We start from the raw sequence: 23,410 nt of genomic DNA, 5'->3' as shown, positions 1-23,410 counted from the left end.
CCCGTCCTGCTCGCCCTCCTCGCCCCGCTCGTCCTACTCGTCCTCCTCGTCGTCGAGCCGCGCGAGCCAGGTGGCCAGGCGCTCCACGGGCACCTCGAAGTCCGGGTTCAGGTCCACGAACGTACGCAACTGCTCCGCCAGCCACTCGAAGGTGACCTCTTCCTCGCCACGCCGCTTCTCCAACTCCTCGATACCGCGGTCGGTGAAGTACATCGGTGCCCATCTCCAGCAGATACATCGGCCTGACAACAACTCCCACCAGCCTATGTCGCCACCGTGTCCCGTCCGGGACCAGCCGGGCAGCCGAGCAGCCGAGCTTCCGGGCAGCCCGAGGGGAGCCGGCCGGGGCAGCCGGGCCCCCACCGCGGGGATCCCCGAAAGGGGTGTCTTGACTTCCGGTGGCCACGATATATCGTGAATCTCGTGGGAACGCGATATGGCGTGTCCCGACACGTGCCCTGGCCAGCCGAGGAGGCCCCATGCCCGAGTGGACCGTCACCGAACCCCAGAAGCTGACCTTCGACACCCCCGTGCGCGACCTCCAGGTCCGCATCGTCAACGGCACGGTGAACGTGGTGGGCACGGACGAGGGCTCGGCCCGCCTGGAGGTCTCGGAACTGGAAGGCCCGCCCCTGATCGTCACCCGGAACGGCACCACGCTCACCGTGGCCTACGAGGACCTGCCCTGGAAGGGGTTCCTCAAGTGGCTCGACCGGAAGGGCTGGCGCCGCAGCGCCGTCGTCTCCCTCGCGGTCCCCGCCGACACGCGCGTGGAGGTGGGCGTGGTCGGCGCCGCCGCGGTCGTCTCCGGCATCCGCGGCCCCGCGGTGGTCAAGGGAGTGACGGGCGACACCACCCTGGTCGGGGTCTCGGGCCCGGTCCGCGCGGACACCGTGTCGGGGAGCCTGGAGGCCCAGGCGGTCACCGGCGACCTGCGGTACCACTCGGTCTCCGGCGACCTGACCGTGGTGGAGGGCTCCGGCTCCTCCGTGCGGGCCGACACCGTCAGCGGCTCCATGATCGTCGACCTGGACCCGGACGGCCCGACGGACATCGGCCTCACCAGTGTCTCGGGCGAGATCGCGATCCGCCTGCCGCACCCGGCCGACGCCGAGGTGGAGGCCAACACCGCGAGCGGCACGATCTCCAACGCCTTCGACGGCCTGCGGGTGCACGGCCAGTGGGGCGCGCACAAGATCACCGGCCGCCTCGGCGCCGGCACCGGCAAGCTGCGCGCCACCACGGTCTCCGGCTCGATCGCCCTGCTGCGCCGCCCACCCCGGGACGACGACAACACCCCCTGGGACCCCGAGCCGCACCCGGCCGGCCACTCCCCCGGCGCCCCGGGAGACAATTCCGTCTCCGGCCGGGAAGCCGCCGGGGACACCACCGGCACCACCGATGCCGACGCTTCCACCGGCGACCCGGCCGACGGCACGACCGACAAGAAGGTGCTCTGACATGCCTCCCGTCTTCGCCCACGGCCGCCTCCGCCTCTACCTGCTCAAGCTGCTCGACGAGGCCCCGCGTCACGGCTACGAGGTCATCAGGCTTCTTGAGGAGCGCTTCCAGGGCCTCTACGCCCCCTCGGCCGGTACGGTCTACCCCCGCCTGGCCAAGCTGGAGGCGGAGGGCCTGGTCCGGCACACCACCGAGGGTGGCCGCAAGGTGTACGCCATCACGGACGCGGGCCGCGCCGAACTCGCCGACCGCAGCGGCGAGCTGGCCGACCTGGAACTGGAGATCCGCGAGTCGGTCGCGGAACTGGCCGCCGAGATAAGGGCCGACGTGCGCGGCGCGGCCGGTGACCTGCGCCGCGAGGTGCGCGCCGCCGCCTCCGAGGCCCGCCGCGGCACGAAGGCGTCCGGGGCCGAGCACTCCTTCGGGGAGTACGGCGACATGGGCGAGAAGGAAGCCTGGAAGACCGCCAAGGAGGAGATGCGCCGGGTCAAGCAGGAGTGGAAGGAGCAGGCGCGGCGCGCCAAGGACGAGAGCCGCCGGGCCCGCGAGGAGGCCCAGCGGGCCCGTCGCCAGGCCCAGGAGGCGCAGGCGCGGGCACGGGCCCAGGCGCAGGAGGAGATGCAGCGCATCGCCCGCCGCGTCCAGGACCACTTCACGCGCGGCGACTGGCCGACCGGCGTCCGCGAGGGCCTGACGGAACTGGCCAAGGAGCTCGGGGATTTCGGGAAGGATTTCGGGAAGGACTTCGGCAGGGACTGGACCTTCGGCCGCCCCACCGGGGAACCGCATCACACGTTCCCCCAGGAGGACTTCCCCGCCGACTACGAGCCCTCCTGGGCCCACGAGGACACCACGGGCGATCCGGCCCGCGACCTGGACCGCCTCCTGGACCGCTTCCGCGACGACATCCGCGACGCGGCCCGCGACCACGGCGTCACCCCCACCCAGCTCCGCGAGGCCCGCCACCACCTCTCCTCAGCGGCGGCCCGCATCGCAGCCCTGCTCCACACCCCCCAACCCTGACACCCAGGCCGACCGAGCCGACCGCCCACGGACACCCCCTCCCCGGCCGAGCGAGTCGGGTGGCCGGGCGAACACCGCCGGGGCGAGCGAGTCCGGTGGGCGGGCGGTCGGGCGAACACCGCCAGGGCGAACACGGCGCTCATCCCCCAGCCGACCGGGCCGCAGGACACACCCGCGACACCCCTTCGAACGTCACCCCGTGATCCGCCAACACCTCGCCCGCCACCCCCGGCACCACGGTGAGCGCCAACAGCAGATGCTCATCCCCGATCCCCCGATCATGCCGAGCCAGGGCAACCCGCAACGCCCGCTCCAGCACCCCCTTCGCGCTCCGGCCGAAGCCGGGCCGGCCCCCACCCCGCCCCCGGCCCCCGCCCCGCCCTCGGTCACCGGACATCGCTCCGACGCCGTGTACCTCCTCCACCCGCGCCACGATCTCCGACACGTCGATCCCCAGTCCGGCCAGCGCGTCCGCGTCGGCCCGGGTCAGCCCGGCCCGCCGCCGGGCCTCCCCGACATCGCGCCGTACCCGCTCCCGCGCCTCCGGCTCGGCCAGCCCGAGGGCGGACAGCGCGAAGGACGCCCGGCTGCCCTCCCGGTCGAGGAGCGCGAGCAGCAGATGCTCGGCGTCCACGGACCGCGCCCCTCCGTTCTCCGCGTGCACGAACGCGCCCTCGACCACCGCCCGGGCGTCCTTGGTGAACCGCTCGAACATCAATGCCTCCCGTACTTCTTGTGCACGGCCTGCCTGCTGACACCCAGCTCCGCGGCGATCTCCTGCCACGACCAGCCCTGATTGCGCGCACTGCGCACCTGTACCGCCTCCAGCTGCTCCAGCAGCCGGCGCAGCGCGGCCACGGCCCGCAGTCCGACCCGTGGATCACGGTCACCGGCGCGCTCGGCGAGATCGGTTGCCTCACTCATGCTGTCAATCTAGGTTGACATCCGACAGGCGTCAACCCCAGTTGACAAGTGCGCCATGCGAAAGGCGGGCCCGACTCTCCGGACCCGCCTCTCGACCTCTCAGCCGTTAGACCTCTCAGCCGTTCGGCTCCTCAGCCCGACAACCAGCCGCACCTCAGGAGTTGGTCAGCACGATCTTCCCGAACTGCTCACCGGAAGCCAGCCGTTCGAAGCCCTCCCGGGCCCGGTCCAGCGGCAGCTCCTCGTCGATGACCGGCCGCACCCCCGTCGCGGCGCAGAAGGCGAGCAGGTCCTCCAGTTCGTCCTTGGTGCCCATGGTGGAGCCGACCACCTTCAGTTCCAGGAAGAAGATCCGGGTCAGCTCGGCGTGCGAGGGCCGGTCCCCGCTGGTGGCACCGGAGATGACGAGCGTCCCGCCGGGCCGCAGGGACTTCACGGAGTGGGACCAGGTGGCGGCGCCGACGGTCTCGATGACCGCGTCCACCCGCTGCGGCAGCCGTGCCCCGGGCTCCACGGCCTCCACCGCGCCCAGCTCCAGGGCCCGCTTCCGCTTGGCCTCGTCCCGGCTGGTGGCGAAGACCCGCAGTCCGGCGGCCTTGCCGAGGACGATCGCGGCCGTGGCGACACCGCCGCCCGCGCCCTGCACCAGGACCGAGTCACCGGGTCGTACCCCGGCGTTGGTGAACAGCATCCGGTACGCCGTCAGCCAGGCGGTCGGCAGGCAGGCCGCCTCGGCGAAGGACAGCTCCTTCGGCTTGGGCAGGATGTTCCAGGTCGGCACGGCGACCTGTTCGGCGAAGGTGCCCTGGTACCGCTCGGTGAGGATGGAGCGCGGCTCGTCGGGGCCGACGCCGTGGCCGGTCTGACCGATGACGGAGTGCAGGACGACCTCGTTGCCGTCCGCGTCGACTCCGGCGGCGTCGCAGCCGAGGATCATGGGCAGCCGGTCCTCCGGGAGGCCGACGCCCCGCAGGGACCAGAGGTCGTGGTGATTGAGGGAAGCGGCCCGCACCGTGACGGTGCTCCAGCCGGGACGGGCCTCGGGAGCCGGGCGCTCCCCCAACTCAAGGCCGGTGAGCGGCTGGTCGCGGTCGATTCGGGCGGCGTAGACAGCGAACATGGTGCCGACGATAGGTGCGCGATGCAGCCGGCGGAACCAGGCCCCCCTGTGACACATGCCCTCTTGCGCAACGGCACCCGTGCGGCGCACGACCACCGGCACCCCGGACGGCACCGTCCGAACCCCCGGACCGGCGGGCCCTCGGCCAAAGGAGCGGCCCCGTCCGCACGGACGGGGCCGATCATTACTACCCGGTACTACCCGGTACTACCAAGCGCTGTTCAGCGCTGGGCGGCGCCGTGTCACCGACGAGCCACGCCCTCGGCCCGCGCGGCGGCGGCGACCGCCGCTGTGACGGCGGGAGCGACCCGCTCGTCGAACGGGGACGGGATCACGTAGTCGGCGGCGAGGTCGTCACCGACCACCGCGGCCAGCGCCTCGGCGGCGGCGATCTTCATCCCCTCGGTGATCCGCGTGGCCCGCACCTGGAGCGCGCCCGCGAAGATCCCGGGGAAGGCCAGCACGTTGTTGATCTGGTTCGGGAAGTCGGAGCGCCCGGTGGCGACGACCGCGGCGTACTTGTGCGCGACGTCCGGGTGCACCTCGGGGTTCGGGTTGGCCATCGCGAACACGAAGGCGCCCTCGGCCATGGAGGCGACGGCGTCCTCGGAGACCGTACCGCCGGAGACGCCGATGAAGACGTCGGCGCCCGCGAGGGCGTCCTCCAGCGAGCCGGTGAGGCCGGCCTTGTTCGTGAAGCCGGCCACGTCGCGCTTGACCGGGGTCAGGTCCTCCCGGTCGGCCGACACGACGCCCTTGCGGTCGGCCACCGCCACGTCACCGATGCCGGCCTCGATCAGCATCTTGGCGATGGCGACACCGGCCGCGCCGGCTCCGGAGATGACGGCCCGCAGCTGACCGATCTCGCGTCCGCTGAGCCGCGCCGCGTTCCGCAGCGCCGCGAGCGTCACGACGGCCGTACCGTGCTGGTCGTCGTGGAAGACCGGGATGTCGAGGCGCTCCTGGAGGCGGCGCTCGATCTCGAAGCACCGGGGCGCCGAGATGTCCTCCAGGTTCACTCCGCCGAAGGAGGGAGCGAGCCGGACGACGGTCTCGACGATGTCGTCCACGTCGGTGCAGTCGAGCGCGATCGGCACCGCGTCGACGCCGCCGAACTGCTTGAACAGGATCGCCTTGCCCTCCATCACGGGGAGGGACGCCTGGGGACCGATGTCCCCGAGTCCGAGCACGGCCGTGCCGTCGGTGACGACGGCGACCACGTTGGACTTCCATGTGTAGTCGTTGACCAGCTCCGGCGTTTCCGCGATCGCGGTGCACACGCGAGCGACGCCGGGCGTGTACGCGAGGGAAAGGTCGTCCTTGTCGCGGACCGGCACGGTGGCCTGCACGGCCATCTTGCCGCCGCGGTGCAGCGCGAACGCCGGATCGAAGGAATCGAGGGGCTCCGCCCCGCCGTCCTGGTCCGTTGTGTTGTCGCTGCGAGGATTGACGATCTCCGCTGCCACTTTGTTTTACCCCTTAGGTATGCATGGTTTGAGGGTCGACCACTCCTGGTGAGGGGTGGGCGGGCACCGCGTACGGCTCGATTGCGGATACGTACGAGCTCATACGCGACGGGCGCGCCGCACACGCGCCCTGAGCCCCGGATGAGGGGTGTAAAGAACCTTCTTACCGGACGGACGGCGCCCGCGACGAGTCCAATAGGTGCAAGGTCACATCCCGGAACCGGAAGACGACACGCGGGCGAAGCGCGGACGGCACGCGGATGACGCGCGACGGCGGACCGGAATGGCCCGAAAACGCCCAGGGACGACCGATAGGGGCGGGGGAGGGAGTGACCGCATCCTGAGACATGCTGAAGATTTTCCGGCCGGGGTGCTGGATTCCCGTAGATGGTTCGGTGGGGATGGACCAAGGATGTACCGACCTGATGCGGTTCGGGGGTCACCCGTTATCCGATTTTGACATAGCGACGCCCCTGAATGGCGCAGACCGAATGGCAAGATGCCGTAAACCCACGAGGTCGCGACACCCGAAGGTGTGTGTTTCCGTCGACCCATCGGCAACTCTTCCATCCGCCGGAGGAACCACGATGACCGCAAGCTCCACCCGTCGTACGACCGCAGCGCGCTCCCGTCTGGCCGCGGCCGGTGCGATCGCGGTCGCAGGGGCCCTTCTGATCACCGGCTGCGGTGACCAGACCAAGGACAAGAACGAGAACTCCGGCAGCGCTTCCGCCGGCAGCGCCCCGCTCGCCGACAAGCTCCCGCAGGACATCCGGAGCAAGGGCAAGATCAGGGTCGGTTCGGACATCGCGTACGCCCCGGTCGAGTACAAGGACGCCGCCGGCAAGGTCGTCGGCCTGGACCCCGACCTGGCGGCGGCCCTGGGCAAGCAGCTCGGGGTGACGTTCGACTTCCAGAACGGCACCTTCGACGCCCTGCTCACCGGTCTGCGCTCGGACCGGTACGACATCGCCATGTCGGCCATGACGGACAACAAGAACCGTCAGGAGGGCGTCGACCCGGACACCGGCAAGAAGGTCGGTGAGGGCGTCGACTTCGTCGACTACCTGACCGCCGGTGTCTCGATATACACCCGCAAGGGCGACACCAAGGGCATCACGTCCTGGGACGACCTGTGCGGCAAGAAGCTCGCCGTCCAGCGCGGCACCACCTCCGAGGACCTGGCCAAGCAGCAGGCCAAGAAGTGTCCGAGCGGCAAGAAGCTCGCCATCGAGGCCTTCGACGACAACCAGCAGGCCCAGACCCGGCTGCGTTCGGGCGGCGCGGACGCCGTGTCCGCCGACTTCCCGGTGGCGGCGTACGCGGTGAAGACCTCCGGCGGCGGCAAGGACTTCGAGATCGTCGGCGACCAGGTCGAGGCGGCCCCGTACGGCATCGCGGTCTCCAAGAAGGAGACCCAGCTGCGCGACGCCCTCCAGGCCGCGATGGACGCGATCATCAAGAACGGCGAGTACCAGAAGATCCTCGAAAAGTGGGGCGCGCAGGACGGCGCCGTCAAGGAGTCCGTGATCAACGGCGGCAAGTGACCCGCGGCACCAAGCGGCCACTGAGAGGCAATTCCCGTGACTGACATCGACAAGACGGCGGGGCCGGTGGACACGCCACCGGCCGGCGCGGAGGCCATCAAGGCCATTCCGGTCCGGCACTACGGACGCTACGTCTCCGCCGTCATCGCGATCGCGCTCCTCGTCGCGATCATCTACGCGTTCGGCCAGGGCCGGATCAACTGGCACGCGGTACCGGACTACTTCTTCGACGACCGGATCCTCACCGGCGTCGGCAAGACCCTCCTGCTGACCGTGCTGTCGATGCTGATCGGCATCGTCGGCGGCATCGTCCTCGCGGTGATGCGGCTGTCGAAGAACCCGGTCACCTCGTCCATCGCCTGGTTCTACATCTGGTTCTTCCGCGGCACCCCGGTCCTGGTCCAGCTGTTCCTCTGGTTCAACCTGGGCCTGGTCTTCGAGTACATCAACCTGATGCCGTTCTACAAGGACTACTGGTCGAACTTCATGACGCCGCTGCTGACGGCGTTGCTCGGCCTGGGTCTGAACGAGGCGGCGTACATGGCCGAGATCTGCCGGGCCGGTCTGCTGGCGGTGGACGAGGGCCAGACCGAGGCGGCCCACGCGCTCGGCATGAGTCACGGCAAGACGCTGCGCCGGGTGGTCATCCCGCAGGCGATGCGCGTGATCGTGCCGCCGACGGGCAACGAAGTGATCAACATGCTGAAGACGACCTCGCTCGTGGCGGCCGTCCAGTATCCCGAGCTGTTCCGTTACGCCCAGGACATCGGCCAGAACTCCGGCGCCCCGGTGGAGATGTACTTCCTCGCCGCGGCCTGGTACCTGATCATGACGTCGGTGCTGAGCGTCGGCCAGTACTACATCGAGCGGTACTACGCCCGCGGCTCCAGCCGCCAGCTGCCGCCGACGCCGTGGCAGAAGGTGAAGACCAACATGCTCTCCCTGGGCCGGCCTAAGGGAGGCATGGCATGACCGACAAGCTGAGCAAGACCCCGCCGCAGGACACCGTCCCGATGGTCAGGGCGCAGGGCGTCCACAAGTCCTTCGGCCATGTCGAGGTGCTGAAGGGCATCGACCTGGAGGTCAAGCCGGGCGAGGTGTTCTGCCTCATCGGCCCCTCCGGTTCCGGCAAGTCGACCTTCCTGCGGTGCATCAACCACCTGGAGAAGATCAACGCCGGGCGGCTGTACGTCGACGGCGAGCTGGTCGGCTACCGCCAGCAGGGCGACAAGCTGTACGAGCTGCGCGACCGCGAGGTCGCGATGAAGCGCCGGGACATCGGCATGGTCTTCCAGCGCTTCAACCTGTTCCCGCACATGACGGCCGTGGAGAACGTCATGGAGGCGCCGGTGCAGGTCAAGGGCGCGAACCGGACGCAGGCGAGGGAACGCGCCATGCAGCTGCTGGAGCGCGTGGGCCTGGCCGACCGGGCCGGGCACTACCCCTCGCAGCTCTCCGGCGGCCAGCAGCAGCGCGTGGCGATCGCCCGGGCGCTGGCGATGGACCCGAAGCTGATGCTGTTCGACGAGCCGACCTCGGCCCTGGACCCGGAGCTGGTCGGTGACGTCCTGGACGTCATGCGGGACCTCGCCGAGTCCGGCATGACCATGGTCGTCGTCACCCACGAGATGGGCTTCGCCCGCGAGGTGGGCGACAGCCTGGTGTTCATGGACGACGGCGTGGTGGTGGAATCCGGCCACCCACGGGACGTCCTGACGAACCCGCGGCACGAGCGGACGCAGTCGTTCCTGTCCAAGGTGCTCTGAGACGGGCGCGCTGAAACCGGCGCGGTGAGACGGGCGCGCTGACGCGAGTGCTCCGAAGCGGGTGCTCCGACGCGGCACCGGGCGAGGGCGGTACGGGATCTCCGTACCGCCCTCGCCCGTCGTCAGGGCAGCAGCTGCGGCCTGAGCGCCAGTTGCCGGTGCCCCCGTCGCGCGTGACCGCGTACTCCCCGTCGTAGGGGCCGGGCGTCTTCCCGCCGAGCGGCTTCTTCGTGCCCTTGAGGAGCTCTCTCCCTTTCCGCCGGTCCCCGGATACGGACCGTCTCACCCGTACCAGTGCGGTGGGGACCCTGGGGGACGCGGAAGAGGCGGTACGACTTCTCGTACCGCCTCTGTGTGTGCCGGGCGCCGGTCTACTTGACGGCGAGGAGCAGCGTGTCGGAGGGCGAGCACCACACGGGCCGGGCCTCGCCGAAGCCCTGGGCGAGCAGGGTGCGCGCGTGCCAGGCCGCCGACGGCATGTCCCCGTCCGCGTGTTCGCCGTAGATCTCGAAGCGGCGGGCGGTCGGCTCGGCGAGGACCGGGTCCTGGGCGGCCAGCTGCCACCAGTCCGCCCAGTCCAGGGCGCCGTCCCGCTTGGCCTGATCCATGCGGGCGTGGCGCTGGGCGCGCTCGGCCGCGTTGATCCGGGGCGTGGTGTCGTCGATCATGTGGTCCGCGTTCATGAAGACACCGCCGTCGCGGACCAGCCCCGCGACCTGACCGTAGAGGGCCGCGAGGGGTTCGCTGTGCAGCCAGTGGAGGGCCGTGGCGGTCAGTACGGCGTCGTAGGAGTCGTACGGCAGTCCGGCCGGCCAGTCGGGGTCCTTGAGGTCGGCGGTGACGAGGGTGACCCGGTCGTCGCCGGCGAAGGTGCCGTGGGCGATGGCGAGCAGCGCGGGGTCGAGGTCGACGCCGGTGCTGGTGGCCTCGGGGAAGCGGCGCAGCAGCCGGGCGGTGATGCTGCCGGTGCCGCACGCGAGGTCGAGCACCCGGGGGGCCGTGCCCACGAGCGCCTCGACCATGTCGAGCATGATCCGGAACCGCTCCTCACGGTCCGGCATGTACCACTCCTGCTGCCGGTCCCAGCTCTCCTGCCAAGCCGCCCAGTCGGTTCCGGTACTCGTCGTCATGGAACAGCGACTCCCCTCGGTTCGCGTAATACCCTGGAAGCACGACCGGCTGTTACCCGACCGCAGACCCGACGATAAAGCGCCTTCGTAAGGACTACAAGTGGAACTGGCCTATTACTCGGATTACGCCGTACGTCTCGTGAACAGCGAGGAACCGGCCCGGGGCAGGGACACCCTGACCACGGTCGAGGCCGTCCGCGATCTCTTCGGCGACAACGCGTCGGCGGCCCGCCGCGCCACCGACGCCGACGTCACACGCTTCCGCTCGGTCCGGGCGCGGCTGCGCGGGGTCTTCGAGGCAGCCGACCAGGGCGACGAGACCCTGGCCGTGGACCTGCTGAACTCCCTGCTGCTGGAGTTCCCGGTCAGCCCGCAGATCTCCGGGCACGACCACCGCGACGAGGACGGCCGCCCCCTCTGGCACATGCACCTGGCCGACCACCCGTCCAACGCCACCGCCGGCTACGCGGCGATCGCGGCGATGGGCCTGGCCTTCCACCTCACCGAGTACGGCGTCGACCGGCTCGGCCTGTGCGAGGCCGCCCCGTGCCGCAACGCCTACCTGGACACCTCGACCAACCGCTCCCGCCGCTACTGCTCGGACCGCTGCGCCACCCGCGCCAACGTCGCCGCCTACCGGGCCCGCAAGCGCCTGGAGGCCGACCGGTCGGGCAGCAGCGGCCTCGCCGCCGAGAGCGCCCAGCGCAGCAGCGCGAGCGGCGAGCGCTGACCGGCCCGCAGCGGGCGGAACCGGAACCAGGCCGTCCCAAGGATCAGCTCCTCGGGCACGACCCCGTAGTCCGTGCTGTCCCCGCCCGCGTACGGGTTGTCGCCGAGCACCCACCAGCCGCCCTCGCGCCGCTCCACCGCACGCTTGACGACCAGCAGGTCCTGCTGGAACGGGTGACGCAGGACCACGACGTCCCCGGGCCTGACCGCACCTCCGTACCGCACGATCAGCTGATCCCCGTGGTGCAGCGTGGGCACCATGGACGGGCCGGTCACCTCGGCCAGCCCGAAGGGCGCCACGGCCCTCCCCCGTTCGGTCTCCTGCGACAGCTCCGGCATCCCCGGCACCTCCCCGGTCCGTTCCTCCACCAGTCTCAGTCTCACCCTGGACTTTTGTCCTAAGCCCTGGGGGGCACCCGAGAAATCGCCTTCCACAGGGAGTAATGTCGCACCTGAGAAGACGATCACGAGGAAGGAATGCTCCATGCTTTCCCGCCTGTTTGCCCCCAAGGTCAAGGTCAGCGCCCACTGCGACCTGCCCTGCGGCGTGTACGACCCGGCCCAGGCCCGCATCGAGGCGGAGTCGGTGAAGGCCGTCCAGGAGAAGATGGCCGGAAACGACGACCCCCACTTCCAGGCGCGCGCCACCGTCATCAAGGAGCAGCGCGCGGAGCTGGCCAAGCACCACGTGTCCGTGCTCTGGAGCGACTACTTCAAGGCCCCGCACTTCGAGAAGTACCCGGAGCTGCACCAGCTGGTCAACGACACCCTGAAGGCCCTCTCGGCCGCCAAGGCGTCCACCGACCCGGCGACGGGCCAGAAGGCGCTGGACTACATCGCCCAGATCGACAAGATCTTCTGGGAGACCAAGAAGGCCTGACCCAAGGCCCCTGGATCTCGCACAGAACGCGGAAGCGGCCCGCCCGGATGCCCGGGCGGGCCGCTCTCGCGTGGATTCCGGCCCGCGGCGGCCCGTCGTTCACACGCCGCGCGCCCCGGGGCCTCCTCGCCTAGTGGAACTGCGGCACGATCAGATGGATCCCGTACGCCACCACCGCCGCGCAGGCGAGGAAGCACAACCCCGCCTGGGCCCGGCCGGTGGCGGAGGCGCCGTCACCGGCCTCCTCCGCGCGGGACAGGCCGAGGACGCCCAGAGAGAACACGACGACCACGGCGACCGTGACGCCGAGGCTGACCGCGGCGACGCGGCCGAGGGCGGACCAGTCGACATGCATGAAGGGCTCCCGGGGGTCAGGCGGCCGAACCGACGTTCGTCGGGGCCGGGGTGCGGAGGGTGACCTCGTGGTGGTCGTTGACGTTGTCGGCGTGTACCGGATTGCGCCGGGACGCGGCGACGATGGCCGTGGCCAGGGCCAGCACGACCAGAGCGATGACGACCGTGCCGGCGTTCCCGCCGTGCTTGACCACGCTCGCGGCGAGACCGCCGGCCAGCGCCGCCGCGGGCAGCGTGATCAGCCACGCGAGCACCATCCGGACGGCCACCCCCCAGCGGACCTCGGCGAGCCGCCGGCCGAGACCGGCGCCCAGGATGCTGCCCGAGGCGACCTGCGTGGTGGACAACGCGAAGCCGAGGTGGGCGGAGGTGAGGATCACCGTCGTCGAGGCCGTCTCGGCGGCGAACCCCTGCGGCGACTGGATCTCCGCCAGCCCCTTGCCCATGGTGCGGATGATCCGCCAGCCGCCCAGATAGGTGCCGAGGCCGATCGCGAGGCCGGCCGCGGCGATCACCCAGACCGGCGGGCCGGCGTCATGGCCCAGCGCCCCCGCCGAGATCAGGGTCAGAGTGATCACACCCATGGTCTTCTGCGCGTCATTGGTGCCGTGCGCCAGGGAGACCAGGGAGGCGGAGGCGATCTGGCCGAGGCGGAACCCCTTCGTCACCGAGTCCTGGCGGGCGCGGGCGGTGAGCCTGTAGGCGAGGTACGTGGCGACCAGGGCCGCGAGACCGGCCACCACCGGGGAGACCGCGGCCGGTAGCAACACCTTCTCGACCACCTTGTCGAAGTGCACGCCGTGGGAGCCCGCGCCGACCCAGACCGCGCCGATGAGCCCGCCGAAGAGGGCGTGCGAGGAGCTGGAGGGGAGACCGGCGAGCCAGGTGAGCAGGTTCCACAGGATCGCCCCGACCAGCCCCGCGAAGATCATTCCTGGGCTGACCAGGGTGTCGTCCACGATTCCGCCGGAGATCGTCTTGGCCACTTCCGTGGACAGGAAGGCACCGACGATGTTGAGTAATCCGCTGATCAGGACCGCGGTCCGGGGCTTGAGCGCGCCGGTGGCGATGGAGGTGGCCATCGCGTTCGCGGTGTCGTGGAACCCGTTCGTGAAGTCGAACGCCAGAGCCGTGACGATGACGACCGCCACGAGGAACGTGATGTGGTCCATTCCCCAAGGCAAGCAAGGGCAGGTCAATCCCCGGACAACTGGAGGAGAACGCTCCGTCGCATGGGTGGGATTCTGTTGCGCGGCCCTGTGCGAAGCTGAGCGGGTGACCGCCCTGGAGGACCTGCGACGGCTGCGGCGCGTGCGCGACCGCATGGACCGCGAGTACGCCGAGCCGCTCGACATGACCGAGCTGGCCCGTGACGCCCTCATGTCGCCGGGCCACTTCCAGCGCAGCTTCCGCAGGGCGTTCGGGGAGACGCCGTACAGCTACCTGATGACCCGGCGGATCGAGCGGGCCAAGGCGCTGCTGCGCCGGGGCGATCTCACCGTGACCGAGGTGTGCCTCGCCGTCGGCTGTACCTCGCTCGGCTCCTTCAGCTCCCGGTTCACCGAGCTGGTCGGCGAGACGCCGAGCGCCTACCGCGCCCGCGACCACGAGGAGACCGCGGCGATCCCGCCCTGTGTGGCCCGCCGGCTGACCCGGCCGCGCCGCCGCCCGTACTGAGGCGCGACGCCGTCCCCGACTCTAGGGTGAGTCCATGGACGTGAAACTCGCGCAGTGTTTCCTTGCCGTGGACGACCATGACAAGGCCATCGCCTTCTACCGGGACGTGCTCGGTCTGGAGATCCGCAACGACGTGGGCTTCGAGGGGATGCGCTGGGTGACCCTGGGCTCCCCGCTCCAGCCCGACGTGGAGATCGTCCTGGAGCCGCCGGACGCGAGCCCGGACGCCTCCCCCGCCGACAAGCAGGCGCTCAACGAACTCCTCGCCAAGGGCCTGCTGCGCGGTGTCATCTTCACCACGCCCGACTGCGACGCGCTGTACGAGCGGGTGCGCGAGTCCGGCGCCGACGTCCTCCAGGAGCCGATGGACCAGCCGTACGGGGTGCGCGACTGCGCCTTCCGGGACCCGGCCGGCAACCAGCTCCGCTTCCTCGAACGCCCCACGGGCTGAACCCCGCCCGCTGACTCCGGCCGCTGGCTCCGGCCGCCGAAGTCCCGCTGCCCGTCGCCCGGTTCGGACATGGCTCCGCCTAGACTCCCCGGATGACGATCCGCTGGACGTATGCCTTCGCCGACCGTCCCGCCGCGCGCCTGGCCGACGCGTGCGTCTTCTGGACGGCCGTCACCGGCACCCGGCTTACCGCGTTCCGCGGCGAGCGCGGCGAGTTCGTGACCCTGCTGCCCGAGGGGGCGGACCCCTCCGTGAAACTCCAGGGCGTCACCGAGGGCGACGGCGGCGCCCACCTCGACCTGTGCGCCGAGGACGTACGGCAGTTGACGGCACTCGCCCGGCGACTCGGCGCCGGTCTCGTGGCGGACCACGGCGACTGGGCCGTACTGCGCTCTCCGGCAGGGCAGTTGTTCTGCGCCGTGCCCTGGCACGGGGAGACGGTACGGCCGCCGGTGGTGTCCGGCAGCCGCCTGGACCAGGTGTGCCTCGACATCCCGCCGTCCCGGTACGACACCGAGTCCGCGTTCTGGGCCGCGCTGACCGGGTGGGAGCGGCTGACGGGCTCCCGCCCCGAGTTCGCCGTGCTGCGGCCGCCGACGGGCTTGCCGGTACGGCTGCTGCTCCAGCGGCTCGACGAGGAGCGCCCTGCCTCCGCTCACCTCGACCTGGCCTGCGCGGACATCACCGCCGTCCGTGCGCGGCACGAGGAGCTGGGTGCGGTTCCGGTGCGCGACGGCGCCCACTGGACGGTGATGCGCGACCCGGCCGGCGGCACCTACTGCCTGACCGGCCGCGACCCGGAAACGGGCGGACTGCCGGCCGGCGGTGCCCGCCGTGATCAGGGCACCGGCGCCGGCTGACCGCCACACGGGACCGTGCAGGGCCTGCCGCGCCGCCTCCCGGCTCAGCCCCACGGCTCCACGTCCACCACCGCCTCGACCGGTACGGGCCCGTACACGTGCGGAAACTCCTCCCCGCCCGGCTCGACGGACTCGTACTTCACCGGCGCCCCGACCAGCGCCGGGTCCACGACCAGCACGACCAGCTCGTCCGGGCCGTCGTAACCGCCGTAGAGGAGGTCGGCGATGCGCGGGAGCTGCTCGCGGGTGGAGCAGTGGATGAAGCCCTCCTCCTGGAGGGTGCGGCCCCGGGTGGACATCTCGTAGGCGCCGCTCTCGCGCGCCGCCTCCCACAGGGAGCGCTCGGTGAGGTGCAGGACGTACGGCAGTTTCGGCATGCGCCCACGCTACGGCGCCCCCGCCTGCCCCCGTGTTCAGACGGCGCTGTTCTCGGCGCCCGCCGCCGACGGGTCCCCCGGACCGCTGCCACCGCCCGGCCGGGCCTGCGCACCGGCGGAACGCTCCTGCTCAGCGGGTCGGGAGCCGGTCCCGGTGTACGTCGCGCAGTCGGGATTGCGGCAGGGACCGGGGCCCCAGACCGGCACCCAGGCGCCCAGGGTCTTGTGCCTCTTGACGACCGTTTCCACGGGCTGTCCGCAGACGGGACAGACGTGTTCCTCGCTGTCCATGTCCTCAGGGTAGGCCGGTGGCGCCCTCGGCGCTCCTTCCCGCGACGACCTCGACGTCCGTCGCCGGGTGATCGGCGGGCCCCGCACACTGTGGGAGTGCGCGGGGCCCGCCTGGCCGGAGCCCCCGATGACCGCGCGGGGTCAGGAGCCGCACGGGCCCGGGGGCTCCGGGTTCTGCTCGGCCGCCGGGACGGGCGGCCTCAGCTGGTGCGCCGGGTCACGAACTCGGCGAGTGCCAGCAGACCTCCCGCCGCCTCCGGATCGGGGACCGCGCGGGCCAGCTCCTGCATGGCCCGGGCCATCCGGTCGGCCGCCTCGGCCTGCGCCCAGTCCCGTCCGCCGGCCCGCTCCACCGCCAGCGCCGTACGCGCGATCTCCCCGGCCTCCGCCTCCTCCTCGCGGAACGGCGTCCCGTACAGCGCGGCGAGCTCGGCCGCCGCCGGGGTGTCCGAGGTCAGCGCCGCCACCACCGGCAGGGACTTCTTGCGGGCGGCCAGATCCGCGCCCGCCGGCTTGCCGGTGTGCCGCGGGTCTCCCCATATGCCGATGACGTCGTCGATGAGCTGGAAGGCGAGCCCGGCCTGCCGGCCGAAGCCGTCCAGCGCGGCCACCTCCTCCTCGCCCGCGCCCGCGTACAGCGCGCCGAGCGCGCAGGCACAGCCCAGCAGGGCTCCGGTCTTCGCCTCGGCCATGGCGAGCACCTCGTCCAGGGTGACCGCGTCCGGCGCGCACCGCTCCAGGTCGGTGTCGGCGTGCTGGCCCTCGCACAGCTCCACGACACAGGCCGCGAGCCGGGCCGCGGCCGACACCGAGGCCGGGTGCGGATCCTCGGCGAGCAGCCGCAGGGCCAGCGCCTGGAGGGCGTCCCCGGCGAGGATCGCGTCAGCGTCGCCGAACACGGTCCAGGCCGTCGGCCGGTGGCGGCGGGTGGTGTCCCGGTCCATCACGTCGTCGTGCAACAGCGTGAAGTTGTGGACCAGTTCGACCGCCGCTGCCGCCGGGACGGCCGCCGCCCGGGCCGCCGGGCCGCCGAGTGCCGTGGCGGCCGCCAGCACGAGCGCGGGTCTGATCGCCTTGCCCGCGTTGCCCGCCGCCGGCGTGCCGTCGGCGTGCTGCCAGCCGAAGTGGTAGCTCGCGATCCGGCGCATGGAGCCGGGCAGCGACTCCACGGCCGCGCGCAGCTCCGGGTCGACCAGCGCCCGGGCGCGCTCCAGCTGAACCGCCGCCTCGTGTGCGTCGAGCGGACCGGCGGCGCCGTCCCCGGCCTTCTCGGGTGGCTCCCCCGGTGTGCCGGGACGCGGCACACCGGAGGAACGCTCCTCGGTCTCCGTCATGAACTCGGCCATGCCTCCCCCTCGCCAGGTCCGCGGAGTACGACGTCACCGGCCCGGCCGGACGCGTACCCCGAGGGCCTACCCGCCCCGGGGGGCGGGGACACGGCCGCGACGTGCGGAGACGTCACCTCCATCGACCGATCTCGACGTTCTCCAGTACGCCGAGCGCGTCGGGCACCAGGACCGCGGCCGAGTAGTAGGCCGTCACCAGGTACTTGATGATGGCCTGCTCGTTGATGCCCATGAACCGGACGGACAGGCTCGGCTCGATCTCGTCCGGGATGCCGGACTGCCTGAGGCCGATGACGCCCTGGTCGGCCTCGCCGGTACGCATGGCGATGATGGAGGTCGTGCGGGCCTCGCTGATCGGGATCTTGTTGCACGGGTAGATCGGCACGCCGCGCCAGGTGGGGATGCGGTTGCCGGCGATGTCGATGGTCTCCGGGACCAGTCCCCGTTTGTTCAGCTCGCGCCCGATCGCGGCGATGGCGCGCGGGTGGGCCAGGAGGAGCTTGGTGCCGCGGCGGCGGCTGAGCAGCTCGTCCAGGTCGTCCGGGCTCGGCACGCCGTCGTGCGGCTGGATCCGCTGGTCGTACTCGCAGTTGCTGAGCAGACCGAACTCCGGGTTGTTGACCAGCTCGTGCTCCTGGCGCTCCTTCAGCGCCTCGACCGTGAGCCGCAACTGCTGCTCGGTCTGGTTCATCGGCTGGTTGTACAGGTCGGCCACGCGCGAGTGGATGCGCAGCACGGTCTGGGCGATGCTCAGTTCGTACTCGCGGGGCCGTGGCTCGTAGTCCACGAAGGTGTGCGGGATGTCGGGCTCGCCGGAGTGGCCGGCCGCCAGCTCGACCTCCTTCTCCCCGTACTTGTTGGTCCGCTGCTCGGGGATCGAGCGCAGCCGTTCCAGGTGCGCGCGCAGCGAGTCGGAGCGCTCCGCGACCTGCTGGAAGTCCTGGCGGCTGAGGATCAGCACCGTGGTCGAGGTGTCCGCGCGGACGGTGTACTCCCAGATCGCCTCCGGGTCGAGCAGCGCCTGGTCGCCGAAGTAGGCGCCGTCGGCGAGGACACCGAGGACGGCGTCGTCGCCGTAGGGACCCGTACCGACCTTCTCCACCCGGCCGTGGGCGAGCAGGTACACCTCGTCCGTCTGGTTGCCGAAGTCGGCGATCACCTCGCCGGGCGCGAAGTCGCGCTGCCGGCAGCGGCGGGCCAGCTCGGCCAGCACCTCCCCGTCCTCGTACGACCTCAGGGCCGGCAGCTCGCCCAGTTCGTCCGGGATGACCTCCACCTGGTTACCGGTCTTCACAAAGGTGATCCGGCCGTCGCCGACGGCGTACGTCAGACGCCGGTTCACCCGGTACGTGCCGCCCTGGACGTCCACCCAGGGAAGCGTGCGCAGCAGCCAGCGGGAGCTGATCTCCTGCATCTGCGGAGCGGACTTGGTGGTGGTGGCCAGGTTCCGCGCGGCCGCCGTCCCGAGGGACTGCTGCGGCCTGCCCTGATCCGTGCGGACCTCTTCGCCTACCGACATAGAGAAATGCCCTCCCATGTATGCCCGGTACCGAAGTGCGCCGGGCACCGGTCTCGCATCGAGCGTCCCAGCACACAGCGTGTGCGCGCCATTACCCGAAAGAGCGGGAATGGATCATCGGATTACTGGGCACGATGGGGGACCTCGCTCCGGCCCGCACGGCATGCCCCCTCTGTCCGGATCGGCTCGCACACCGTACGAACGACGCGTTCCGGGACGTCCGGTTTCGGTAGAAACAGGCAGGACATCCGGCAGCCGCGACCGGCGGCCGCACGGGCACGGCACGAAGGAGTCGGGCATGGCCCCACCCATGTCGGCGAGCGGTTTCCTGGACGCGCTCAGGGCGGAGGGCGTCACGGTCGTCGAGGTCGGCGACTGGCAGCACCACAACCGCAACCACAAGGGCCCCTGGGGTCCGGTCCACGGCGTGATGATCCACCACACGGTGACCAAGGGCAGCGCGCGCACGGTGGAGGTGTGCCGGGACGGCCACCCGGACCTGCCGGGGCCGCTCTGCCACGGCGTGATCACCAAGGACGGCACGGTCCACCTGGTCGGCTACGGCCGCGCCAACCACGCCGGGCTCGGGGACGACGAGGTGTTGCGGGCGGTGATCGCCGAGAAGCGGCTGCCGCCGGACAACGAGGCCAACACCGACGGCAACCGGCACTTCTACGGCTTCGAGTGCGAGAACCTCGGCGACGGGGAGGACCCGTGGCCGGACGAACAGCTTGAGGCGATCGAGCGGGTCGCCGCGGCACTGTGCCGGCACCACGGTTGGACGGAACGGTCGGTCATCGGCCACCGGGAGTGGCAGCCGGGGAAGGTGGACCCCCGGGGCTTCGAGATGTCCTGGCTGAGGGAGCGGGTGCGGGAACGGCTGAAGGACTAGGTGTGCCGTCCGGACAGGCCGGTGCCCCCGCGTCCGTACCGGCGGCGGGCAGGTCGGCGACCCGTGACCGCACCGGGCGCCGGGCAGTCCGGTGCCCCCGCCCTCGTCCCCGTCCGTACCGGGCGCCGGACAGATCTACCGGCCGCCGCACAGATCGGTGACCCCGAGCCCGGCTCCGACCCCGCCCGCGTCCGCACCTGGCGCCGGGCAGGTGCGGCCCCGCCCCCCGCCCCCCCTCCGCACCGGGTGCCGCACAGATCGGTGACCCCGGCCCCGACTCCGACCCCGCCCGCGTCCGCACCTGGCGCCGGGCAGGTGTCACCCCACCCCCGTCCCCCCGTCCGCACCCGGCGCCGGACAGCTAGGTGACCCCGCCCCCGCCCCGCGTCCGTACCGGGCGACAATGAAGCCGTGTCCAGCCCCGACCCGCTCAGCCCCCGCCTCCCCTCGCCCTTCCACGAGGTGCGGGACGGCCGGTTCGAGCGCCGCGGCCTGCGGCTGCTGCTCAAGCGGGACGACCTCATCCACCCGCAGCTGATCGGCAACAAGTGGCGCAAGCTGGTGCCCAACATCGCGGCGGCCGACGGCCGTGCCCTGGTCACCTTCGGTGGGGCCTACTCCAACCACCTGCGGGCCACGGCCGCCGCGGGCCGCCTGCTGGGGCTGCCGACCACGGGCGTGGTCCGCGGCCAGGAGCTGGCCGACCGCCCCCTCAACCCCTCCCTGGCCCGGTGCGCGGCCGACGGCATGCGGCTGCACTTCATCGACAGATCGACATATCGCCGCAAGACCGAACCGGAGACCCTGACCGGGATCCTGCGCGCGGCGGGCGCCGAGGACGCGTACGTCGTCCCCGAGGGCGGCAGCAACACCGAGGCGGTGCGCGGCTGCCGCGCCCTCGGCACGGAACTGCGCGGGCGGGCCGACGTCGTCGCGGTCGCCTGCGGCACCGGCGGCACCCTCGCCGGCCTCGCCGCCGGACTCGCGGCCGGCCAGCGCGCGCTCGGCGTACCGGTCCTGAAGGGCGGCTTCCTGGAGGCCGACGTAGCGGCTCTGCAGGAACGCGCCTTCGGCGCCCGCAGCGGCACCTGGACCCTGGACGACCGTTTCCACTGCGGCGGTTACGCCCGCACGACAGCGGAACTTGAGGCGTTCGCACAGGACTTCGAGCAGCGGCACGGGCTGCCCGTGGAGCGCCTTTATGTCGCCAAGTTGCTGTTCGGACTGGTCGCCCTGGCGGAAGAGAACGCCTTCGCGCGCGGGACGGCGATCGCCGCCGTCGTCACGGGACGGCCGTTCCCGGAACCCGCGGCAGCGGCCCCGGAGCGCTAACCGGCCTCCCGGTAGGCCGCCGCCTCCTCCAGGTCCAGGCGTCTGAGCAGCCCGCGCAGCATCTCGTCGTCGATGTAGCGCAGGTCGCGGAGCCTGACGAAGACCTCTCGCTCGGCACTGATCATCTCCCGGGACAGCCGCCGGTAGGTGTCGTCGACGGACTCGCCGGTGACCGGGTTGACCTGCCCGAGCCGTTCCCAGACGGCGTTGCGGCGGCGCTCCAGGACCATGCGGAGCCGGTCGGCGAGCGGCTGCGGCAGCGCGTTGCGGTCGTCGGAGAGGAGTTCGTCGAGCCGGGCCTCGGCGGCCCGGGATGCCTGGGCCTGGGCGTTTGCCTCGGCGAGCGTCTCGGCCTGCCGGTCGCGGCCGGGGAACTTCAGCAGCCGGATCAGCGGCGGCAGTGTCACGCCCTGCACGACGAGGGTGCCGATGACGGTGGTGAAGGTCAGGAAGAGGATCAGGTTGCGCGGGCCGGCGGGCATGCTCGGCGGGATGGCGAAGGCGATGGCCAGGGAGACGACACCGCGCATGCCGGCCCACGAGGTGACCATCGCGCCCCGCCAGGTGGGGTCCTGTTCCCGCTCCCGGATGCGGGTCGACATGATCCGGGGCAGGAAGGTGGCCGGATAGACCCAGACGAAACGGGCCACCACCACGACCAGGAAGACGGCGACCGCGTACCAGACGGCGACGGCGCCCTCGTACTCCCCGAGCCGCTTCAGGACGATCGGCAGTTGCAGACCGATCAGGGCGAACACCGCGGACTCCAGCACGAAGGCGACCATCTTCCACACCGCGCCCTCCTGGAGACGGGTGGCGAAGTCGACCTCCCACGCGCGGTGGCCGAGGTAGAGGGCGACGACCACCACCGCGAGCACCCCGGAGGCGTGCGCCTGCTCGGCGACCCCGTAGGCGACGAACGGGATGAGCAGGGAGAGCGTGTTCTGCAGGAGGGGCTCGGTCAGGTGTGTGCGCAGCCAGTGCAGGGGCGCCATGAGGACGAGACCGATGCCGACCCCGCCGACCGCGGCGAGCGCGAACTCGCGGATGCCGCCCGCCCAGGTGGCCCCCTCCCCGACGGCGGCGCCGAGCGCCACCTTGTAGGCGGTGATCGCCGTGGCGTCGTTCAGCAGGGACTCGCCCTGGAGGATGGTGGTGATCCGGGACGGCAGGCCCACCCGGCGCGCGACCGCCGTGGCGGCGACCGCGTCCGGCGGTGCGACCACCGCGCCCAGCACCAGCGCGGCGGTCAGCGACAGCCCGGGGATGAGCAGGTAGGCGGCCCAGCCGACGACCACGGTCGCGAAGAGCACGTAGCCCACCGAGAGCAGCGCCACCGGCCGCATCTGTGCCCGCAGGTCGAGGTAGGAGCTGTCGCTCGCCGAGGTGTACAGCAACGGGGGCAGCAGCAGCGGCAGGACGATGTGCGGATCGAGGGTGTAGGACGGCACGCCGGGGATGTACGAGACCGCCAGACCGACCGCGACCAGCAGCAGGGGCGCCGGCGCCGGGGTACGCCGGGCCGCCGCGGCCACCGCGGCACTGCCCGCCACCAGCACCAGCAGGGGCATCACGTCCATGGTCCTCGCCCACCCTCGTCTTTCGCGCGGCAACCCGCACAACCGTCGTAATCTGGCAATCATGAAACAGTGCACGCATGCCGACGCGCTGCCGCACCCGGAACCGGAGCCGCTCGACGAGACCTGTCCGGAGTGCCTGCGGGACGGCACGAACCCGGTCCAGCTGCGGCTGTGCCTCACCTGCGGCCACGTCGGCTGCTGCGACTCCTCGCCGGGGCGGCACGCGACGGAGCACCACGCGCAGTCCGGTCACCCGGTGATGCGCACGTTCGAGCCGGGCGAGGACTGGCGGTGGTGCTTCGTGGACCACGTGCTCGTCTGAGCCTGTCACGACCGCTCCCGGGCGCCCCGCGAGCACCGTCCGGGACCGCCCTTCGACCCCGTCCACGAGAGCGTTCTCGCCGAGAGCGTCCCGTCCGACCGCGTTCTCGTGTGACACTGCATGCGGCGGCTGCCGCACGACGGTTCGAGCGTCTGACGTCTGGGTACGTCAACCCGGCGCGCGCTCTTCCCATTTGGGCCCGCAAACCCTCTAGACACGGAGCGTATCCACAGCTTTACTGTGAGTGACGCCAGGGGGTTGGGGTCCCGGGGACAGAAACGTTCGGAGCGCGATAGCGTCACCGCTTGAACCACGTACGCGTTACCCCGGGGGGCGACCCTCGGCCCCGTAAAGCTTGTACCA

At 71.5% G+C, this 23,410-nt stretch carries 27 protein-coding genes; 13 read left to right on the top strand and 14 right to left on the bottom strand.

Going from position 1 to position 23,410, the window contains the following annotated elements; translation table 11 throughout:
* Positions 1-33 precede the first annotated feature (33 nt).
* Positions 34-213, bottom strand: coding sequence for a DUF6104 family protein (locus ACH4LD_RS27460; RefSeq protein ID WP_014674941.1), 180 nt, complete (start codon positions 211-213; stop codon positions 34-36).
* 266 nt (positions 214-479) lie between these two features.
* Here ACH4LD_RS27460 and ACH4LD_RS27455 point away from each other — a divergent pair, with 266 nt between their 5' ends.
* Together ACH4LD_RS27455 and ACH4LD_RS27450 are read left to right on the top strand one after the other, a co-directional pair.
* Positions 480-1,460, top strand: a complete 981-nt coding sequence (locus ACH4LD_RS27455; protein ID WP_398056096.1) for a DUF4097 family beta strand repeat-containing protein — start codon at positions 480-482, stop codon at positions 1,458-1,460.
* 1 nt (position 1,461) lies between these two features.
* Complete coding sequence (locus tag ACH4LD_RS27450) at positions 1,462-2,484, top strand: PadR family transcriptional regulator (protein ID WP_398056097.1); 1,023 nt, start codon at positions 1,462-1,464, stop codon at positions 2,482-2,484.
* 139 nt (positions 2,485-2,623) lie between these two features.
* Here the strand turns inward: ACH4LD_RS27450 and ACH4LD_RS27445 are convergent, their stop codons facing one another.
* From ACH4LD_RS27445 to ACH4LD_RS27430, 4 genes are all read right to left on the bottom strand, one after another.
* A complete protein-coding gene (locus ACH4LD_RS27445; RefSeq protein WP_398056098.1) occupies positions 2,624-3,199 on the bottom strand; it encodes a Clp protease N-terminal domain-containing protein in 576 nt (191 codons plus the stop codon).
* Complete coding sequence (locus tag ACH4LD_RS27440) at positions 3,199-3,408, bottom strand: helix-turn-helix domain-containing protein (RefSeq protein WP_014674937.1); 210 nt, start codon at positions 3,406-3,408, stop codon at positions 3,199-3,201. The genes ACH4LD_RS27445 and ACH4LD_RS27440 overlap by 1 nt, the downstream gene beginning before the upstream one ends.
* Before the next feature lie 154 nt (positions 3,409-3,562).
* A complete protein-coding gene (locus ACH4LD_RS27435) occupies positions 3,563-4,528 on the bottom strand; it encodes a zinc-binding dehydrogenase (protein ID WP_030992977.1) in 966 nt (321 codons plus the stop codon).
* A gap of 242 nt (positions 4,529-4,770) precedes the next feature.
* Positions 4,771-5,994 carry an NADP-dependent malic enzyme gene (locus ACH4LD_RS27430; RefSeq protein WP_132788604.1) on the bottom strand — a complete coding sequence of 408 codons (1,224 nt, stop codon included), beginning with the start codon at positions 5,992-5,994 and terminating at the stop codon, positions 4,771-4,773.
* A gap of 587 nt (positions 5,995-6,581) precedes the next feature.
* Here ACH4LD_RS27430 and ACH4LD_RS27425 point away from each other — a divergent pair.
* The 3 genes from ACH4LD_RS27425 to ACH4LD_RS27415 are packed head-to-tail and all read left to right on the top strand — an operon-like array spanning position 6,582 to position 9,307.
* Entirely contained in the window at positions 6,582-7,541 is a 960-nt protein-coding gene (locus ACH4LD_RS27425; protein ID WP_398056099.1) for an ABC transporter substrate-binding protein, read from the top strand.
* Between the two features lie 36 nt (positions 7,542-7,577).
* Positions 7,578-8,513 carry an amino acid ABC transporter permease gene (locus ACH4LD_RS27420; protein ID WP_014674933.1) on the top strand — a complete coding sequence of 312 codons (936 nt, stop codon included), beginning with the start codon at positions 7,578-7,580 and terminating at the stop codon, positions 8,511-8,513.
* A 41-nt stretch (positions 8,514-8,554) separates the two neighbouring features.
* On the top strand, positions 8,555-9,307 hold the full coding sequence (locus tag ACH4LD_RS27415; RefSeq protein ID WP_398056188.1) for an amino acid ABC transporter ATP-binding protein: 753 nt from the start codon (positions 8,555-8,557) through the stop codon (positions 9,305-9,307).
* Positions 9,308-9,678: 371 nt separating this feature from the next.
* On the opposite strand, the gene ACH4LD_RS27410 is transcribed toward ACH4LD_RS27415, so the two are convergent.
* Positions 9,679-10,437, bottom strand: a complete 759-nt coding sequence (locus ACH4LD_RS27410; protein WP_132788602.1) for a class I SAM-dependent methyltransferase — start codon at positions 10,435-10,437, stop codon at positions 9,679-9,681.
* 100 nt (positions 10,438-10,537) lie between these two features.
* On the opposite strand from ACH4LD_RS27410, the gene ACH4LD_RS27405 reads away from it, so the two are divergent.
* Positions 10,538-11,167 (top strand): CGNR zinc finger domain-containing protein, encoded by a 630-nt coding sequence (locus tag ACH4LD_RS27405; protein WP_132788601.1) that lies wholly within the window; start codon positions 10,538-10,540, stop codon positions 11,165-11,167.
* Here the strand turns inward: ACH4LD_RS27405 and sodX are convergent.
* Positions 11,071-11,505 (bottom strand): nickel-type superoxide dismutase maturation protease, encoded by a 435-nt coding sequence (sodX, locus tag ACH4LD_RS27400; protein WP_132788722.1) that lies wholly within the window; start codon positions 11,503-11,505, stop codon positions 11,071-11,073. The two genes, ACH4LD_RS27405 and sodX, sit on opposite strands and share 97 nt — an antisense overlap.
* Positions 11,506-11,650: 145 nt before the next feature.
* Here sodX and sodN point away from each other — a divergent pair, with 145 nt between their 5' ends.
* The gene (gene sodN / locus ACH4LD_RS27395) at positions 11,651-12,046 is read left to right on the top strand and encodes a superoxide dismutase, Ni (protein ID WP_014674929.1); all 396 of its coding nucleotides are present in this window, start codon (positions 11,651-11,653) and stop codon (positions 12,044-12,046) included.
* A gap of 130 nt (positions 12,047-12,176) precedes the next feature.
* Here the strand turns inward: sodN and ACH4LD_RS27390 are convergent, their stop codons facing one another.
* Positions 12,177-12,401 (bottom strand): hypothetical protein, encoded by a 225-nt coding sequence (locus ACH4LD_RS27390; protein ID WP_398056100.1) that lies wholly within the window; start codon positions 12,399-12,401, stop codon positions 12,177-12,179.
* A 16-nt stretch (positions 12,402-12,417) separates the two neighbouring features.
* Positions 12,418-13,572 carry an anion permease gene (locus ACH4LD_RS27385; protein ID WP_398056101.1) on the bottom strand — a complete coding sequence of 385 codons (1,155 nt, stop codon included), beginning with the start codon at positions 13,570-13,572 and terminating at the stop codon, positions 12,418-12,420.
* Positions 13,573-13,675: 103 nt separating this feature from the next.
* Here ACH4LD_RS27385 and ACH4LD_RS27380 point away from each other — a divergent pair, with 103 nt between their 5' ends.
* The 3 genes from ACH4LD_RS27380 to ACH4LD_RS27370 all read left to right on the top strand — a co-directional run bounded on the left by ACH4LD_RS27380 (position 13,676) and on the right by ACH4LD_RS27370 (position 15,388).
* The gene (locus ACH4LD_RS27380; protein WP_398056102.1) at positions 13,676-14,077 is read left to right on the top strand and encodes a helix-turn-helix transcriptional regulator; all 402 of its coding nucleotides are present in this window, start codon (positions 13,676-13,678) and stop codon (positions 14,075-14,077) included.
* 34 nt (positions 14,078-14,111) lie between these two features.
* Complete coding sequence (locus tag ACH4LD_RS27375) at positions 14,112-14,528, top strand: VOC family protein (RefSeq protein ID WP_132788597.1); 417 nt, start codon at positions 14,112-14,114, stop codon at positions 14,526-14,528.
* A gap of 92 nt (positions 14,529-14,620) precedes the next feature.
* Positions 14,621-15,388: a VOC family protein gene (locus tag ACH4LD_RS27370; RefSeq protein ID WP_398056103.1), complete on the top strand. Its 768-nt coding sequence runs from the start codon at positions 14,621-14,623 to the stop codon at positions 15,386-15,388.
* Between the two features lie 44 nt (positions 15,389-15,432).
* Here ACH4LD_RS27370 and ACH4LD_RS27365 read toward each other — a convergent pair whose 3' ends face one another.
* The 4 genes from ACH4LD_RS27365 to ACH4LD_RS27350 all read right to left on the bottom strand — a co-directional run bounded on the left by ACH4LD_RS27365 (position 15,433) and on the right by ACH4LD_RS27350 (position 18,921).
* Positions 15,433-15,765 (bottom strand): DUF952 domain-containing protein, encoded by a 333-nt coding sequence (locus ACH4LD_RS27365; protein ID WP_398056104.1) that lies wholly within the window; start codon positions 15,763-15,765, stop codon positions 15,433-15,435.
* A gap of 36 nt (positions 15,766-15,801) precedes the next feature.
* Complete coding sequence (locus ACH4LD_RS27360; RefSeq protein ID WP_398056105.1) at positions 15,802-16,056, bottom strand: hypothetical protein; 255 nt, start codon at positions 16,054-16,056, stop codon at positions 15,802-15,804.
* A 200-nt stretch (positions 16,057-16,256) separates the two neighbouring features.
* Positions 16,257-17,402, bottom strand: a complete 1,146-nt coding sequence (locus tag ACH4LD_RS27355; RefSeq protein ID WP_398056106.1) for a family 2 encapsulin nanocompartment cargo protein polyprenyl transferase — start codon at positions 17,400-17,402, stop codon at positions 16,257-16,259.
* Between the two features lie 112 nt (positions 17,403-17,514).
* Positions 17,515-18,921: a family 2B encapsulin nanocompartment shell protein gene (locus tag ACH4LD_RS27350; protein WP_103812525.1), complete on the bottom strand. Its 1,407-nt coding sequence runs from the start codon at positions 18,919-18,921 to the stop codon at positions 17,515-17,517.
* A 298-nt stretch (positions 18,922-19,219) separates the two neighbouring features.
* Here ACH4LD_RS27350 and ACH4LD_RS27345 point away from each other — a divergent pair, with 298 nt between their 5' ends.
* A complete protein-coding gene (locus ACH4LD_RS27345; protein WP_132788592.1) occupies positions 19,220-19,813 on the top strand; it encodes an N-acetylmuramoyl-L-alanine amidase in 594 nt (197 codons plus the stop codon).
* A 411-nt stretch (positions 19,814-20,224) separates the two neighbouring features.
* Positions 20,225-21,145: a 1-aminocyclopropane-1-carboxylate deaminase/D-cysteine desulfhydrase gene (locus ACH4LD_RS27340; RefSeq protein WP_398056107.1), complete on the top strand. Its 921-nt coding sequence runs from the start codon at positions 20,225-20,227 to the stop codon at positions 21,143-21,145.
* Here ACH4LD_RS27340 and ACH4LD_RS27335 read toward each other — a convergent pair.
* On the bottom strand, positions 21,142-22,725 hold the full coding sequence (locus ACH4LD_RS27335) for a Na+/H+ antiporter (RefSeq protein WP_398056108.1): 1,584 nt from the start codon (positions 22,723-22,725) through the stop codon (positions 21,142-21,144). The genes ACH4LD_RS27340 and ACH4LD_RS27335 overlap by 4 nt on opposite strands.
* A 61-nt stretch (positions 22,726-22,786) precedes the next feature.
* Between ACH4LD_RS27335 and ACH4LD_RS27330 the strand changes: the two genes are divergently transcribed.
* On the top strand, positions 22,787-23,047 hold the full coding sequence (locus ACH4LD_RS27330) for a UBP-type zinc finger domain-containing protein (protein ID WP_132788589.1): 261 nt from the start codon (positions 22,787-22,789) through the stop codon (positions 23,045-23,047).
* Positions 23,048-23,410 lie beyond the last annotated feature (363 nt).

Source organism: Streptomyces sp. NPDC017676 (assembly GCF_044329325.1).
Classification (GTDB): Bacteria; Actinomycetota; Actinomycetes; order Streptomycetales; family Streptomycetaceae; genus Streptomyces.
The sequence above is the reverse complement of the archived record's forward strand: the minus strand, read 5'-3'. Positions and strand labels throughout refer to the sequence as shown.